The sequence below is a fragment of the Poseidonibacter lekithochrous genome (genome assembly GCF_013283835.1).
Lineage (GTDB): Bacteria > Campylobacterota > Campylobacteria > Campylobacterales > Arcobacteraceae > Poseidonibacter > Poseidonibacter lekithochrous.
The window spans coordinates 457,019-471,692 of record NZ_CP054052.1 but is presented as its reverse complement, the minus strand read 5'-3'; the positions used below and the strand labels follow the sequence as shown (position 1 = coordinate 471,692).

Here is a 14,674-nt window from a genome sequence, read left to right as displayed (position 1 = left end):
TTTAATCTTCTTTAATATCTGATATAACGTATCTTCCATTTTTTTGTTCTAGTTCTATATTTAAATCAAAAACTTTTGATATATTTTCACTCATCATTAATTTTTCTTTTTTACCTTGTAGATATATTCTATTTTCAGCAATTAAAGCAACATGTGATATCTCTTCAATTATTTCTTCTATATGGTGTGTAATTATAATAATACTCATTGATGAAGTCAATTTTTTTATTAATTTTAAAAAGTTTCTTTGTGCTTTAATATCAAGACCTGTTGTTGGTTCATCTAATAGTAATGCTTTTGGTTTATGAATTAAGGCTCTAGCAATTAAACATTTTCTTAATTCACCAGTTGACATTTGAGATGATTTTTTTTCTTTTAATTCATTAATATTTAAATAGTCAAAGATTTCATCTGTTTTTTTATTTTGTTCATCTGTATATATATGATGATCCATTTTTCCAAGACTAGCATAAAATCCAGACCTCACTATTTCATATGCACTTGCATATCTTGCAGAATAAACAAATTCATTTTGTATTTCATTTGTTACAATTCCAAGTTGTTTTTTTAATTCAAAAATATCCCACACTTCTTTATCAAATATCTTTTTTTTAAACTTATAATGTGTATTTGGATATAAATCATTTGAAAGTAATTTTAATAAAGTTGACTTGCCACTACCATTAGCACCTAAAATACCCCAATGCTCACCCTCTTTAATCTTTAAATTCACTTCATTTAATATTAAATATCTATAGTCGTATCCTATATTTATATTTTCAAACTCAATTATATTCATTCTTGTCCTTTTAATATATTATTAATATATCATATTTTACTATTTTTATGTTAATATTTGATATATCAAAAATATATTAAAGGATATTATATGCATTACAAAAAACTATTCTTCCCAATTGGAGGAGGAGAAGAGCTTAGAGAAAGAATTCATGGAGCATTACTTATTGCTAAATATTTTAATTCCCACTTAGAAATATATAAATCCCAGGCAAAACCAAGTCAAATAATGAAATTTGATGATAATTTACCTGATACAGTACTAAAAGAATTAAATGCAATGGCTAAAGATAAACTAGATGAAGATTTAAATATTCATGAGACTATCTTTAAAGAAGAGATAAAAAAAATTGGAAATGTAATTTCACCATCTCCAGTAGAAAATGAAGCTACAGCACAAATTATTACAGGGGAAGGATATAGAAGTAAACTAATTGAACAAGAATCAAAGTATTGTGATTTAGTTGTAGTATCGTCTCCTCATGATGGAAGAATTACAGCAACCTTTGAAACTACAGTTACTAAAAGTGGAAAACCTGCACTAATGTTTCCACGAGAAATAAAGGAATTTAAAACAGATAATATTTTAATTGGATGGAATAATTCACCTGAGATTTCTAGAGCAGTATCAGAAGCAATTCCAATTATGAAGGAAGCAAAAAAAGTACATATAATCACATCAATTGAATATACAAATGATATCATTCAAATAAAAAAATTGCAAGATTATCTACTTTGCCATAATATAGAAAGTACTTATGAAATGGTTAAAACTACTAATACTCCAGGGGAAGCACTTTTAAACTATGCAAAAAAAGGTTCATTTGATTTAATTATTGCAGGAGCTTTTGGAGAAAGAGGATTAAAAGAAATTATGTTTGGGGGAACAACTAAATATATTTTAGAAAATACTAATATTCCAGTATTTATGGCACATTAAAGAAGTTGAGCTAGATTAGCTCGACTTTTTTATTTTTTTATAGTACCAAAAACCTAAAAGCGCTAATAAAATTAGAATTCCAATAATAATATACCTAAGATATTCTTTGATTAGAAGTTCATTATCTCCTAAATAATACCCAAGTAAAGTAAGAATAATAACCCAAATAGCTGCACCTAAAGTAGTGTAAATTGAAAAAACAAAAATATTCATTTTTGCAAGTCCAGCAGGGAAAGATATATATTGTCTAACCGCAGGTATTAATCTACCTGAGAAAGTTGAGATATGTCCATGTGATTTAAAGAACTCTTCCATTTTTACAATAGTTTCTTCTTTTATAAAGAAGTATCTCCCATATTTTACTAAAAAAGAACGTCCAAGCTTAATAGCTAAGAAGTAATTAAAAAGTGCTCCCATAAGTGAGCCTAAGATACCAGAAAATATTGCAATGTAAATATTCATTTCACCTTTATAAGCTAAATAACCCGCAGGGATCATTACAACTTCAGAAGGGAAAGGAAAGAAAGAACTTTCCAAGAACATCATTAAGAAGATTCCAATGTAACCTAGACTTCCAACCGTATCAACAACAAAATTAACAACGTCTGTTAGCATGGATTACCTTAGATTAAGTTTTTCCATTTTAAAATGGAATTATTAATTAATTCAAATATTTTATCATCAGAAGGTTCTTCTTCATCAAAATAATCTGAAACAATTTTTAGTATATAGTAGTCTTTTATGTTTTCTTTACAAGTGTCTTTAAAGAAAGATGCTTGCTTATCAACAAGTAATGTATCTAAGTTTTCATCTGTTTCTAGTGGTTTTTCAATTGTTGTAACATTTGCAAAATTTACACCATTAACAAATCTATTAGTACAAAAAAGTGTTCCTAAAGCAATTGAACCATCACTGCAAGATGCAATGCTTAAATCAAAAGCTTTAGAAATATCGAAGTTCTCAAAAATATATGTTAATGATTCTAAGATTTCTTCTTTACTTACACCAGAGATGATAAGTAAAAGGTCGTCATTTGAATAAATAACATTTTTTTGAGCTATATCTAATTCTTTTAAATTAAAAGAATTGATAATAGGGTTAGCTTCTGCTAAAGAAGTAGTATGAATTAATATTTTTGACATATTAATAAACTAAAGGGCTAAAGCCCTAAAGTTCTACTATCTTTTTAATTCTTTAATTCTAGCAGCTTTACCTCTTAAACCTCTTAGGTAATGAAGTTTAGCTCTTCTTACTCTACCTCTTCTTAGTACTTCAAAAGATTTGATAGATTCAGAATATAATGGGAAAATTCTCTCAACACCAACAGAGTTAGCTCCAATTTTTCTTACAATAAATGTAGCTGAAACACCTTCACCGTGTCTAGCAATTACAATACCTTCGAAAGACTGAACTCTCTTTTTCTCACCTTCTTTAATCTCAATACCAAGTCTTACTGTATCTCCAGCTCTAAACTGAGGGATTTCTTTTTCTGCAATTTGTGCTGCTTCAAAGCTAGCAATATATCTATTCTTCATGTATTTACCTTTGGTGAAAGTGCCCGCATTTGCAAATAGCGGGGTATCACACTTTTATTTTGAATTTTTGTTGGTAACTAAACCTGGTCTAAAATATCTTGTCTTGCATGTAGCCAGATCATATTTTAAGTCGTGAATCTTACTATGATTTCCCTTTAAGAATTCTTTAATAACACTTAAATCTTCGAATTTTTCAGGTTTTGTAAAAGAAGGAGCTTCTAAAAGATTATTTTCATAACTTTCCATTACCAAAGAATCGGAATTTCCTAACACACCATCAACATTTCTTGAAATTGCATCAGCCATTGTAAGAGATGCTAATTCTCCACCTGTTAAAATAAATTCTCCAATTGAAAATACTTCATTAGCATATTTTTCAATTACTCTTTCATCAATTCCTTCATATCTACCACTTACAAATACAACATTTTGTTTCTTTGCTAATCTCTTAGCATCATTTTGTTTAAATGGTTTAGCAGCAGCTAAAGGAAATACAATATAAGCATCTTCATTTTCTTCTTTTATTTTATCTAAGCAGTCAAATAAAGGTTGGCAAGTCATAAGCATTCCTGCTCCACCACCTACCATTTGTTTATCAACTTTTAGATGTTTATTTGTAGTGTAATCTCTAGGATTATGAAACTCATAACTAATAAATTTAGAATCAACTGCTCGCTTTAAAATTGAATCCTGAAAATATGGTTCAATTAAATTAGGGAACAAAGTTACAAAAGTAAATTTCAAAATAGACCTTATTATTTTTTTTGAAATGTTATCATATTTACTTTTATTTAATGTTAAGTTTTAGAATATTTCTTAATTGTATGTCAATTTTTTTATAAATCCTTATTATATAAGAGAGATTTAGATAATATTCAAAAAAATACATATAAAGAAGAACTATGATAACACTTAACGATATTAAAAACGCAAAAAATAGATTACAAGGTATTATTAACCAAACATCTCTAACTTATGCACCAATTTTAAGTAAAGAATTAAATAGTGATATCTTCTTAAAAAAAGAAAATTTGCAGTTAACAGGTAGTTTTAAACTAAGAGGTGCGTTTAATAGAATCGCAACATTAAATGAAGAAAAAAGAAATAAAGGTGTAGTAGCAGCAAGTGCTGGAAATCATGCACAAGGTTTAGCATATGCTGCTGAACATTTTAAATGTGAAGCTACAATCTTTATGCCAGAAGCTACTCCTCTTACAAAAGTATCTGGGGTTAAATCTTATGGAGCCAATGTTGTATTACATGGTGAAAATTTTGATGAAGCTTATGTTGCAGCAAAAGAATTTTCAAAAGAGAATGATATAGAGTTTATTCATCCATTTGCAGATGATGAAGTAATTGCAGGACAAGGTTCTATTGGATTAGAGATTTTAGATCAAGTAGATGATTTAGATGAAATTATTGTTCCCATTGGTGGAGGTGGTTTAATTGCAGGAATTGCCATTGCTGCTAAAGCTATAAAACCAAGTATTAAAATTACAGGTGTAGTTGCAACTGGTGCACGTGCTATGAAAGAATCTTATGAAGCTCACTTACCTATTGATTCATTATCAGTTAAAACAATTGCTGATGGAATTGCAGTAAGAGACGTAACTCCTAAATTATTAGATTTAATAATTGACAATGTAGATGAGATTGTTGAAGTTAATGATAATGAAATTGCAAATGCTATTTTATTCTTATTAGAAAAACATAAATTAGTAGTTGAAGGAGCAGGAGCAGTTGCAACTGCTGCAATTATGCATAATAAAGTTGATATTGAAAGCTCAAAAGTTTGTGCAATTGTAAGTGGTGGAAATATAGATGTAACTATGTTATCTTTAATTATTGAGAAGGGTTTAGTTAAATCTCAGAGGAAATTAAACCTAGTTGTTACTTTAATGGACAAACCAGGTGCACTTATGCATTTAACTGATATTTTCACTGAATGTGGTACTAACATAGTACAAATTGACTATGACAGAAACTCAGTGAAGCTTGAATTTGGCGAAGCTCACGTAACAATTGCTCTAGAAACAAAAGGTGAAGAACATCAGAAGTTAATTAGAGAACATTTGAAACAAAATGGTTACAGATTCAAACAAATTTAATTTAATTTAAAATCTTTAGAAAGATTTTAGAAAATAAATAATATAATGGGCTCAATAATTTAGTATTGAGAAAAACACAAAAGGAAAAAAATGGAAGGAAGACTGTTTACGTTCTTAGGTTCAATCGGTGGTCATGGACAAGAATGGATCATATTATCACACTTTGTACTAGTAGTAGGAATTGTATTTTTTATGGCTAGATCTGCTACAAAAAAGATGCAATTAGTACCATCTGGGTCACAAAACGCTCTTGAGGCATTTATCGCTGGAATTATTGCGATGGGTGCAGATACTATGGGTGAGAAAAATGCTAGAAGATATTTACCATTAATTGGTACATTGGCTTTAGTTATTTTTGTTAGTAATATGATTGGGGTTATTCCTGGATTTGAAGCTCCTACTAGTAATATTAACTTTACATTATCGTTAGCGTTAATTGTATTTGTTTACTATAACTATGTTGGTATCAAATTAAATGGTTTTATTAACTATTTTAAGCACTTTATGGGTCCAATGCCTGTATTAGCTCCATTAATGTTCCCAATTGAGATTATTTCACACATTTCTAGAATCATTTCTCTGTCTTTCAGATTATTTGGTTCTATTAGAGGTGATGATATGTTCTTAATGGTACTACTTATGTTAGTACCTTGGTTATTACCACTTCCAGGGTTCTTCTTATTAACTGCTTTTGGTTTCCTACAAGCATTTATCTTTGCTATATTAACTTATGTTTATATTGCAGGGTCTGTTATGATGGCAGAAGAAGAGCACTAAAACCTTTAGTTTTCTTAATTAAAAAAGGGATGAGCTTCGGCTTGTCCCTTTTTTTTATTTCAAAAAAATAAAAGCTTCAAATATCTGCGTATTTCTAAGATAAATTAATATTAAATATTGTAAAATTTTTAAAATTATTACAAAGAGAAAAAATTGAAACAGTATCTTATAACTGATCCAAAATATTATTCAGATAATCAAGAATTATTTAGAAAAAACCTAAAAAGAATTTTAGGAAAGAATAATATTGATATCGCATGTTTTAGGGATAAAACAGCCACTAACTTCGAAGAGTTAGCAACAATCTTTGTAAATATATGTAAAGAGTATAATATATCAAATATCCTAATTAATGGGGACTATAACTTAGCTAAGAAACTAGGTGCTTCAGGTGTTCACTTAACAAGTAAACAATTTGATGAAATTAAAGAGGCAAAGGCTCTTGACTTATATGTAGTTATTTCATGTCATAACTTTTCTGATATAGAAAGAGCTCAAGAATCTTACGTAAATGCAATTACATTCTCTCCCATATTTACAACACCTAAAAAAGGTGAACCAAAAGGTGTTAATGTATTAAAACAAGCTATAAATTTATATGAAGATTTAGATATTATTGCCTTAGGTGGCATAGTAGATGAAGATCACTTAAAACAAATCCAAAAAACAAAAGCTTATGGATTTGCTTCAATTAGATATTTTATTTAACCTCGTCTATTAGAACTTCATGTTCTTTTAGATAAATCAAATACGAAGAAACATTTGAAGTTTCAAATATTTCACTAATAGCTTTTTTATAAAAACTTACTTGATTATTATGTTCAATTGATTTTTCTTTTGTTGTTTTATAATCAAAAATATATAAAGTATCATCTTTTTTTAATAATAAATCAATGATTTTAATTTCGCCATTATAGATTAATGATTGTTCTGTAATAAACTCACTATCTTCAATAAACTCTTTAAATTTATTATGATTTAAAAGCATAGAAATTCTATTATAAATATCTATAAAATCGTTTTCATTTAAATAATTTGAAAATCTAGTTTTAGCTAAGCCAATACAATAACTTAGATTCTTTTCACTAAACTCATCCATCATTTCTAAACAGAAGTGCGTTGCTATTCCAAAATATTTAGAATATAACATATTTCCATCATTATCTTTTTCTTTAGATATTTGTTTATCTTGAACACCAAGATCCATAGGAGAGTAGTCTATTTTTTCTATTTTTTCATAGTTCTTTGATACGTTTGAACTCTCTATTATTTGTCCCATAATATTTACATTCATACTTAAAATATCAAAAACAGATGATTTTGCTTTTTTGAAAACAATCATATTATTCTTAGCTCGAGTTAGAGCAACATATAAAATATTGATTTCATCTTCTAAACTAAGAGCTTTTTCTTTTGCAATTGCATTTGCATACTCTTTATTGTAGTTTTCATAACCTTTAATTTTATAAAAAATATTTCTTAATTCTACACTATCATATTCAAACAATAGTGAGCTTTTATCAGCATTTTTTCTTTTGATTCTATCTAATAAAATTACAGTATTAAACTCTAAACCCTTTGATTTAAAAATAGTTAATATTTGAAGTCCTGATGATTCACTATTTACCATAGTTGCATCAACCTTATGTACTTCATATACAAAGTCAACTATATTATTAAAACTTGAACAAACCTCAATAAACTTAACAATATTTTCATCTATAATTTTAAGATGAGTTGATATCTCTTTTATTATCTCTTGAACAGATTTTTTATTTAGATTTATATCTAAATTAACATCTGTTAATAATGCATTACCCATTAAAGCGTTTAGATTTTCTTTATAAATACTCTCTTTAAAATAGATATATTTAATTGCATTTATAACCGCTTTTACATTCTCTTGATTTATAAGTTTAGATGTCATCTCCGTAGAAATTTTTAATGATGGGAATTTTTCTTTTAAGTAGTTATATAAATTTAATACATCATCATTAGTATAAGTTAAAATTGCAATATCATTTGAGTTAACACCACTTTTTATTAAGGATGCAATTTTAGAAGCAACTGTAGAATATTTTTCATCTTCATCTAATTGTAAATCCTCAACAACTTCAACATAACCACCCTTTCTTACACTTAACTGCTCATGATATTCATAAGATGGAAGATTAACAAATAATGAGTTTACAAAATTAATTACATTCTCACATGATCTATAATTTGTATTTAAAACCTCTACCTCTAATAACTCATTTGTGTTTGCAACATAATCAAATAGTTCTCTTTTTCCACCTCTAAATCTATAAATAGATTGTTTTGTATCTCCTACATAAAAGAAGGTCTTAAATCTAGTTTGATCCCCAGATAAAATCTCATCAATTAATGGTTCAAGTATTCTATATTGTAAAAGTGAAGTATCTTGGAACTCATCCATTAATATATGTGAGAACTGAGAGTCTAGTCTAAAATATAAAAACTCTTTATCAATTTTATTTGCTAATAAATCATATACTAAGTTTGAGATATCATTAAACTCTAAATAGTTTTTGCTTTTATTGAATGAAGCTTTAAAATCTTTGAACATTTTATATAGTTCAAATAGATTAGATAAACTATACCCTGCTCTTAATTTATAGTATAAAGTAATTTGTTCTTTTACATTTGCAAAGTAAGATTCTAATACTTCATTTGCACATTTTTTAAAATAAGAGTATTCAGCCAAAATATCTTTGGCTAACCATGTTTTTGAAAATAGTTCATCAAAGTTTTCAAAATCAACTGCTTTTTTAGCTGAAGCTGAGGCTACATCACAATTTAAAATTGCTTCTTTTATTTTATATGCTTCTTTTAAAACTTCACTTTTTTGAATATTAATAAGTTTTGCGTCAATATTAACAGTATCAATTGTTTCATTTTTTTCTAATAAGTTTTTAAATAAATCAAAAATTGAATTAAATTTTTTCTTTTCATATAATGAAAAATTAATCAAAGCATCAAATTGATTAATATCTAAAGATTGTAAAAACTTCATACTTAAAGCTTCAACATCATCTTCTTTAATTTCAAAATCATCAGATACGCCAACATAACCACAAAATTCTCTAAGTATTTTATTTATAAATTTATCAATAGTAAAAATTGATAATGTTGCATTTGAAAAAGATTTTATTAATATATTCTTTTTTCCTAAGATTTGTTCTTTTCTAAGTTGTGAAGATTCTATAATTGCATTTAAATATGCTTCATCATCACCTAGGGTTAATAATGTTTTATAGATTCTTTCACTCATTTCATTTGCAGCTTTATTTGTGAAAGTTAAGGTTAATATTTCATTGGGTTTTGCATCTTTTAATAAAAGAGTAATATAACGTACGGTTAATGCAAAAGTTTTTCCAGACCCTGCACTGGCTTTTAATGCTAAATATTTTTTCATAAATAGATAATACTAAAGTAAATGTTATAAATAACTATAATTTATACGTTTATTTAATTTATTTTGTTATAAAATAATCTGATTTAATTATTTTTCCAAGGAGTTGCTCATCAAAACCAACAAAAAGATTATTTTTCTAGTAACCTTCATGATATTTTTAATGTTTGTTTTCATGATTGTAAACTTCACGTATAACTTCAGAGATTATGGTATTAAAAGTATTGATAATAAAGCTACAATTTTAGCTGAAACTGTAAAACACTCTCTAACAACTCAAATGCAAACTGGAGTAATAGATCAAAGACATATATTCTTAAAACAACTAGAAGACCTACCTAATATCAATAAAATTTGGTTAAGTAGAAGTCATCAAGTTATAGAGATGTATGGCAAAGGACTGAACAATGAAGTCGCCCGGGACGACATTGATAAAGAAGTTTTAAAAACTGGAAATGAAATAAAAATCATTGACGAAAAACTTTTCTCAAATAGTACATATAGAATCACTATTCCATACAAGGCATATTCAACTGGACAAATTAATTGTATGAATTGTCATACAACAGCAAAAGAAGGTGATACTTTAGGAGCTATAACAATTACAATTCCTGTTGATGATTCTAAACAAATGGGTATAAATACTGTTATAGATACAACAGGTATTGCTCTGATTTTAATAGTCGCAATTGGCTTCTTAATTAATTATTTAATTTCACCTTTCCTAAAATTATTTGACTCTATTAAAAAAGTTATGAGTAAGGCTCAAAAAGGTGATTATTCATATAGAGTTCTTGATGTTAATAACAAAGATGCACAAGAAGTTATAGTTTGGGTTAACACTTTATTAGAAAAACTAGAAAGCACTTTAGGAAACATTGATTCTAAAATATCTATTTTCTTATCTAATAAACAAAAAGAAGAACTCGATCCATTAATTAACGTAAAAAATACTGTTGATAGATTATCTGATGTATATAAATTTAGAAAAACCATAGAACATGATGATACCCTTGATGAAATATATGAGAGATTAGCAACAATGATTAGAAGAAATCTAAATGTTGAAAACTTTAATTTATTAGAAGCCGATACAAGAACAGGTAAAGTTCATAATGTATATGTTAGTAAAGAGAGTTACTGTAATTTAGATAATGGATGTAGAGCAGATAAAACAAATGATATTGTTGACTCAACTAGATTTGAAAATGTTTGTGCAGCATGTAAAAAAGACGATTTAAATTACTTCTGTATTCCATATTCAATCTCAAACGATTTAGATTTAATTGTTTCTATTTATACAAATTCAGAAGAAGAAACAGCACAAGTAAGAGAAAAATTACCATATTTAGATGATTATGTTGATTCTGCTAAAACTGTAATTATTTCAAATAAACTAATGAATATTTTAGAAAAAAATGCAAGAACAGATCCATTAACACAATTATATAATAGGAAGCATTTAGAAGAACAAATTCCTAAAATTACTTCTCAAGCAAATAGAACAAGTACAAATTATGGTGTTTTAATGGTTGATATTGATCACTTTAAAATGGTAAATGATACTTATGGACATGATGTAGGAGATAAAGCAATTAAAATTGTTGCTCAAACACTTGTTGAAAATACAAGAAACTCTGATGTTGTCGTTAGATTTGGTGGAGAAGAATTTATTGTTTTATTATACAACTGTGATGAAGAAAGTATAGTTGATGTAGCAAATAAAATTAGATTAGCATTCTTAAATAAAGAAATTCCAGCAGGAAATACAACAATCAAAAAAACAATGAGTGTAGGAGCTTCAATGTTCCCAGCTCATCATAAAGATTTAGATGCTTGTATTAAATTTGCTGATTTAGCTTTATATGAAGCAAAAAATACAGGAAGAAACAAAGTAATTCTTTTTACAGAAGAATTAGCAAAAAAAGAGTCTTAAGACTCTTTTTTCTCATATAAGATACTTTTCGATATAATATTTGCCTTTAAAAAACATCCTAGGAAGTATTATGCAAAAGAAACATCAAAAAGTCCAAACTCTACTTGATGCAATTCCTCATATTAAAAAGTTTTATGGAAAAACTATTGTAATTAAGTATGGTGGATCTGCACAAACAAGTCCTGAGCTAAAAGAAAAATTTGCTGAAGATATTGTTTTATTATCATTAGTTGGTATTAAACCTGTAATTGTACACGGTGGTGGAGCTAGGATTTCTGAACTACTAGAAAAACTAGAAATCAAGTCTGAGTTTGTTGATGGACATAGAGTAACTAGTGAAGAAACTATGAGAGTAGTTGAAATGGTTTTATCTGGTGAAATCAATAAAAATATCACTTCTTTACTAAATCACCATGGAGCTAAAGCTATTGGTATTTCAGGTAAAGACTCTTCGATCATAAATGCTAAACCTAAAGCGGATGGAAAATTTGGTTACACAGGTGTTGTAACAAGTGTAAATGGTGAAATGATTAATAATCTTATTAAAGAGGGTTTCATTCCAGTAATTGCTCCAATTGCTGATAGTGCTAAACCAAATCACCCAGGATTTAATATTAATGCTGATGTAGCAGCTTCTCAAGTTGCAGCTGCTGTTGGGGCACAAAAAGTATTATTCCTAACAGATACTGTTGGAGTATTAGACAAAGAAGGTACATTATTAACTTCACTTGATAAAGCAGATGTGGAAGCTTACAAAGAAGATGGAACAATTGGTGGAGGAATGATACCAAAAGTTGATTCTTGTATTGATGCTATTTATAATGGTGTTAATAAAGCGCACATTATTGATGGTAGAGTTGAACATTCAATTTTATTAGAACTATTTACAAGTGATGGTATTGGGACACAGTTTTTGAGAAAAGACAATCCGAATAATGGAATTGATTTAGAAAAACTAATTAACGACGAAGTATAAGGAATATTATGAATTTTATAGAAACTAGAGGAAATGATGGTGTTAAATCACCAGAAGTATCGTTTTCAGAAGCAATTTTAAATCCAAGTGCATCTTTTGGTGGATTATATGTACCAAAAGAGTTACCTACTTTAGATGAAAACTTTATATTAAATCATATTAATGCTGACTATAAAGAGATTGCATACTCTATTTTAAAAGCATTCCAAATTGATATTGATGAAGAAGAGATCAAAAAAGCATTAGATTTATATGATAACTTTGACAATGCAGGAGACCCATGCCCTGTTGTTAGAGTAAAAGATGACTTATTTGTACATGAGCAATACCATGGTCCTACAAGAGCCTTTAAAGATATGGCATTACAACCATTTGGTTCAATTCTAAGTTCAATTGCAAAAAAAAGAGATGAAAAATACCTTATTCTTGCAGCTACATCGGGAGATACAGGACCAGCAGCTTTAAATACTTTCAAAAATAAAGAGAATATTCAAGTTGCTTGTTTATATCCAGAAGGTGGAACATCTGATGTTCAAAGACTTCAAATGGTATGTGAAGATGGAGAAAATCTTAAAGTTCTAGGAATTAAGGGTAACTTTGATGATGCACAATCTGCACTTAAAAGTCTTTTAGCTTCTGAATCATTCAAAGAAGAGCTTAAAAATGATGGTATTAAATTATCAGCAGCAAACTCTGTAAACTTTGGAAGAATTATCTTCCAAATCATTTATCACTTCCATTCGTACATTGAATTACTTAAACAAGGTGAGGTAGAATACGGTGAAGAGATCTATTTAGTTGTTCCTTCTGGTAACTTTGGAAACGTTTTGGGTGGATTCTACGCAAAATCAATGGGTGTACCTATCAAAAAGTTACTTGTTGCTTCAAATGAGAATAAAATCTTAACTGAGTGGATTAACACAGGTGTTTATGATATTAGAGATAAAGAGTTAAAATTAACTAAATCACCTGCAATGGATATTCTAAAATCATCAAATATTGAGAGAGTTATTTTCTCATTATATGGTGCAGAAAGAACTAAAGAGTTTATGGAAAACCTAAATGAAAAAGGTATCTTTGAAATGACTAAAGAAGAGACTTTAGCATTACAAGAATTATTCTCAGCTGTTAACTCAGATGATGCATATGGTGCAAAAGTTATTAAATCATTCTTAGATGATGGATACCTTATGGATCCCCATACAGCCACTTGTATGAAAGCATATGAAGAATTAAGAGAAGAAAAAATACCAACAGTAATTTATTCAACTGCTGAGTGGACTAAGTTCTCACCAACAGTTTTAAATGCTTTAAATAATGACAATATTAAGTATGCAGATAAAGATGCATTAGAAGAAATTTCTTCAAAATATAAAGCTCATTTACCACAAAGTATTAAAGATTTATTTTCTGCAAAAATCAATCACGACTTAGTAATTGAAAAAGAAAATATCGAAAAAGAAATCGTTAAATTTATTAGAGAATCATAAGATTCTCTAATTATACTTATATAAAACACTACTCATTTTTTCACAAAAGACTTACTTTTTTGTGTATATTTTCAACAAAAATAGCATTAACATAACAATATTTGACGGAAGTCAAATCTATTTAAGAAATAAAACAATATAATACGAGGATTCTAATTTAAAAATAAGGAAGCCAAATATGTCTAATGAAACTAATAGACGAGATTTTCTTGGTTATTCATTTGCTGCAGTAGCAGCTGTTGGTGGAGCTGCATCGCTTGTTGGTATGAAACAAGCATGGGATCCACTTCCAAGCGTACTTGCAGGTGGTTTTACGAAAGTAGAACTAGGTGAATTAAAACCAGGTAAACCAGTAACTGTAACATGGAGAGGAAAACCAATTTTCCTTCTTAAGAAAACTGCCGAAATGGGAGAGAACACAAGAGATTTAATAATCGGATCTGACAGATTTACTGTTGCTATTGGATTATGTACTCACTTAGGTTGTATTCCAGCATGGAAAAAAGATACGTGGAAATGTGCATGTCACGGTGGGGAATTCAACCCTTCAGGACAGCAAGTATTTGGACCTCCTCCAAGACCACTTGATTTACCACCATTTGCTGTAAATGGAACTGCTATCACTTTAGGTGAAGAAGGTCCAGAATACAAAAAAATCGCTGCTGCGATGATGGCATAAGG

The 14,674-nt window shown here is 28.2% G+C and carries 14 protein-coding genes; 8 read left to right on the top strand and 6 right to left on the bottom strand.

Features of this window, described 5'->3' with window-relative positions; genetic code table 11:
* Position 1: 1 nt before the first annotated feature.
* The gene (locus ALEK_RS02355; protein ID WP_071626418.1) at positions 2-799 is read right to left on the bottom strand and encodes an ABC transporter ATP-binding protein; all 798 of its coding nucleotides are present in this window, start codon (positions 797-799) and stop codon (positions 2-4) included.
* A gap of 90 nt (positions 800-889) precedes the next feature.
* On the opposite strand from ALEK_RS02355, the gene ALEK_RS02350 reads away from it, so the two are divergent.
* Positions 890-1,738 (top strand): universal stress protein, encoded by an 849-nt coding sequence (locus ALEK_RS02350; protein WP_071626419.1) that lies wholly within the window; start codon positions 890-892, stop codon positions 1,736-1,738.
* A 15-nt stretch (positions 1,739-1,753) separates the two neighbouring features.
* Here ALEK_RS02350 and ALEK_RS02345 read toward each other — a convergent pair whose 3' ends face one another.
* Genes ALEK_RS02345 through trmD form a run of 4 tightly spaced genes read right to left on the bottom strand, consistent with a single transcriptional unit; the run spans position 1,754 to position 4,017 of the window.
* The gene (locus tag ALEK_RS02345) at positions 1,754-2,353 is read right to left on the bottom strand and encodes a DedA family protein (protein ID WP_071626420.1); all 600 of its coding nucleotides are present in this window, start codon (positions 2,351-2,353) and stop codon (positions 1,754-1,756) included.
* A gap of 8 nt (positions 2,354-2,361) precedes the next feature.
* Positions 2,362-2,880 (bottom strand): hypothetical protein, encoded by a 519-nt coding sequence (locus ALEK_RS02340; protein ID WP_071626421.1) that lies wholly within the window; start codon positions 2,878-2,880, stop codon positions 2,362-2,364.
* Between the two features lie 36 nt (positions 2,881-2,916).
* Positions 2,917-3,273: a 50S ribosomal protein L19 gene (gene rplS / locus ALEK_RS02335; protein ID WP_071626422.1), complete on the bottom strand. Its 357-nt coding sequence runs from the start codon at positions 3,271-3,273 to the stop codon at positions 2,917-2,919.
* A gap of 54 nt (positions 3,274-3,327) precedes the next feature.
* Positions 3,328-4,017, bottom strand: a complete 690-nt coding sequence (trmD, locus tag ALEK_RS02330; protein ID WP_071626423.1) for a tRNA (guanosine(37)-N1)-methyltransferase TrmD — start codon at positions 4,015-4,017, stop codon at positions 3,328-3,330.
* A gap of 158 nt (positions 4,018-4,175) precedes the next feature.
* Between trmD and ilvA the strand changes: the two genes are divergently transcribed.
* From ilvA to ALEK_RS02315, 3 genes are all read left to right on the top strand, one after another.
* On the top strand, positions 4,176-5,381 hold the full coding sequence (gene ilvA, locus ALEK_RS02325; RefSeq protein ID WP_071626424.1) for a threonine ammonia-lyase: 1,206 nt from the start codon (positions 4,176-4,178) through the stop codon (positions 5,379-5,381).
* Between the two features lie 90 nt (positions 5,382-5,471).
* Positions 5,472-6,158 (top strand): F0F1 ATP synthase subunit A, encoded by a 687-nt coding sequence (locus ALEK_RS02320; RefSeq protein ID WP_071626425.1) that lies wholly within the window; start codon positions 5,472-5,474, stop codon positions 6,156-6,158.
* Positions 6,159-6,311: 153 nt separating this feature from the next.
* Complete coding sequence (locus ALEK_RS02315; RefSeq protein WP_071626426.1) at positions 6,312-6,866, top strand: thiamine phosphate synthase; 555 nt, start codon at positions 6,312-6,314, stop codon at positions 6,864-6,866.
* Here the strand turns inward: ALEK_RS02315 and ALEK_RS02310 are convergent.
* Entirely contained in the window at positions 6,859-9,594 is a 2,736-nt protein-coding gene (locus tag ALEK_RS02310; RefSeq protein ID WP_071626427.1) for a RecB-like helicase, read from the bottom strand. The genes ALEK_RS02315 and ALEK_RS02310 overlap by 8 nt on opposite strands.
* 148 nt (positions 9,595-9,742) lie before the next feature.
* Here ALEK_RS02310 and ALEK_RS02305 point away from each other — a divergent pair, with 148 nt between their 5' ends.
* The 4 genes from ALEK_RS02305 to ALEK_RS02290 all read left to right on the top strand — a co-directional run bounded on the left by ALEK_RS02305 (position 9,743) and on the right by ALEK_RS02290 (position 14,672).
* Entirely contained in the window at positions 9,743-11,527 is a 1,785-nt protein-coding gene (locus ALEK_RS02305) for a GGDEF domain-containing protein (RefSeq protein ID WP_083574618.1), read from the top strand.
* A 70-nt stretch (positions 11,528-11,597) separates the two neighbouring features.
* Positions 11,598-12,503: an acetylglutamate kinase gene (argB, locus tag ALEK_RS02300; protein WP_071626428.1), complete on the top strand. Its 906-nt coding sequence runs from the start codon at positions 11,598-11,600 to the stop codon at positions 12,501-12,503.
* A gap of 8 nt (positions 12,504-12,511) precedes the next feature.
* Complete coding sequence (gene thrC / locus ALEK_RS02295; RefSeq protein ID WP_071626429.1) at positions 12,512-13,993, top strand: threonine synthase; 1,482 nt, start codon at positions 12,512-12,514, stop codon at positions 13,991-13,993.
* A gap of 178 nt (positions 13,994-14,171) precedes the next feature.
* Positions 14,172-14,672, top strand: a complete 501-nt coding sequence (locus ALEK_RS02290) for a Rieske 2Fe-2S domain-containing protein (protein ID WP_071626430.1) — start codon at positions 14,172-14,174, stop codon at positions 14,670-14,672.
* Positions 14,673-14,674 lie beyond the last annotated feature (2 nt).